The organism is Haloimpatiens lingqiaonensis (assembly GCF_901447495.1).
GTDB classification, from domain to species: Bacteria; Bacillota; Clostridia; order Clostridiales; family Clostridiaceae; genus Haloimpatiens; species Haloimpatiens lingqiaonensis.
Genome location: NZ_CABDWS010000154.1, coordinates 1 through 2,180 on the forward strand (window position 1 = coordinate 1; position 2,180 = coordinate 2,180).

2 protein-coding genes are annotated in these 2,180 nt (G+C 28.4%); both read right to left on the minus strand.

The window, feature by feature from the left end:
- Window positions 1-915: 915 nt before the first annotated feature.
- Complete coding sequence (locus FGK85_RS15020) at window positions 916-1,476, minus strand: NOG1 family protein (protein ID WP_138207956.1); 561 nt, start codon at window positions 1,474-1,476, stop codon at window positions 916-918.
- Window positions 1,463-1,603, minus strand: coding sequence for a hypothetical protein (locus tag FGK85_RS15460; protein ID WP_171011457.1), 141 nt, complete (start codon window positions 1,601-1,603; stop codon window positions 1,463-1,465). The genes FGK85_RS15020 and FGK85_RS15460 overlap by 14 nt, the downstream gene beginning before the upstream one ends.
- Window positions 1,604-2,180: the final 577 nt, after the last annotated feature.

A 2,180-nucleotide genomic window follows, 5' to 3' on the forward strand; every position in this document is an offset into this window, starting at 1 on the left:
AGATTAAATTTCATAATTATACAAACATACATTCTTATTGGACTGTATGCTTGTTAAGGTTACCCTTTTTTAAAGAAATCATTTCATTTTTCTTTTATTTTGTTCTTGACATATTACCAAATTGCTTTGATGTTATATTTTTAGTAATTGTATTATACCCAAAGGAATGTTTCTTTGGGTTATAAATCGATTTTACAAGCCTTCGACTTAATTTTCATATGCAAAGGTTGAGTTAATTATTTATCATAAGTAATCATTATGAATTTATGCTACAATAATCTTTAATTTATAATCTATTATTTATTAATAAACTATTTTAAACTTTAATAGATAAATGAAATACAAGAATATTATACCATATATGGTTTATAATTTAATGCTCCGCCACTATAAAGTTTGTGTCAAGTTAAAGTGGGCAATTTTATTTCTTAATTTTTCCATTATAAATTCAGTTGAAAATTTTATTCCAAAAGGGCTTTGCCCGCAGCCCGAAAGGTCGCACTTATCCCGTTAACTTTTTATTCAAAATTCTAAAACTATCTATAAATAAGTTCACTAAAATTTTTTTCTTTAAAAAAGCTTTGTATAGCTTTTCTTCCATTAGTCATGGCGCAGCCTGTAAATGGTAGCAAACATAAACTTCCAGTTTACGTCACGACCCCAGGAATCGTTCCAGAAAAAGGTTATAGTGAAACGGAATACTTTTTCTGGTTGCTAAGAACAGGCATTGTTAGGGAATGCCTGTTATGAGTATGAGAATGTTTTGAAGTAGATTGAATTATTGGTAAAATTTACATCCCTGGGGTAGTGCCAGAAAAAGGCTTGGGGTGAAACGGAAGGCTTTTTCTGGCAGGTAACACTCATTTCCCTCCAATCAAAAAAAACAAGCCATTATCTGCAATAGCTTGTTTATATTTAATATGTTTTATATGCTGGAGTTGTATAATACAAGTTATGTATGTTCTCCAATTTGTCTATATTTTTTTCTATATTATTTATTAATCTGTTATCAACTGTCAATAAACTAATACCATATTCATTAACTATACTAACATTTACTGCATCAGCTGCTCCTAATTCTTTGTACAATTTCAATTGTTGTACAGCACTTTCCTTATTAGAATCTAAGATTAGTAATATTTCATTCTCTATTAAAAATTTTATTGCTTCAATTGATTTTTTCTCAATCTCATCCATTTCTTCTTGTGTTATTTTAAAATTTGGATGTTGCTTCTTATACCATTCAATTGGCTTTCCATTGCTAATTAAATTTGTAAGTTCATTTTGAATACAGGGATTTATATAAAGAAATAATACATTGTCATTATTAAAAACATGATTATCAAACAAATTTTTAACTGTACTATTCCATGTATCATATTCATTTAATAAAGCTAATAAAATCCCTGTATCCACTAATATATCTTCTTTATCTTCAAATCCCGTAAAATCATCATTGAAATCAATTTTTCGCATACTTCCATTCATCCCTTATTTTATTTAAATCAATTTTAGGTGATGATGCTTTACCAATTATGCTTTTAAACATCATTTTCTTTTCTTGAGTTAATCCTTTTTGTTCGTTTTTATCAATCTTTGTCATCATCATCCCTCCATTCTATTTTAAGTAAATTATATCATATGCGAATACCCTAAACAATGCATTATATAAAAAAGAAGATTTCTATCTGTAATTATGCCTTTTTAATGCATATATTATTCCTTTACTAAAACTTTATTTTAAAAATTTGTGTATCATTTACTGACACCCTAATTTTCCTACATAGAAGTACCCTCCCCTATTAATATATGCAAAAGAGTGTTTTTTTACCACTCCAAGCCTTCAAGTGCTTTTACCATATCTTTTTTCAGGTGTTTGTGTATATAAATTTGTGGTAGTTATGCTCTCATGCCCTAATATCTGCTGAATTGTTGTTAGTAAACATAAACTTCCAGTTTATGTAACGACCCCGGGAATCGTTCCTTAAAAAGGTTGTAGTGAAAAGGAATTCTTTTTCTGATTGCTAAAATTTACACCTCTTGAGCAGTGCCACCCATCACTCCGTTAGTTTGTATTGCTTATAATTGTTATTCAAATATATCCCTTAAATTTATTTTTAAATCTGGGAAAGCCGTGCTTGTGTATTCATCATCATTTTTGTATACATCTGATATTACAT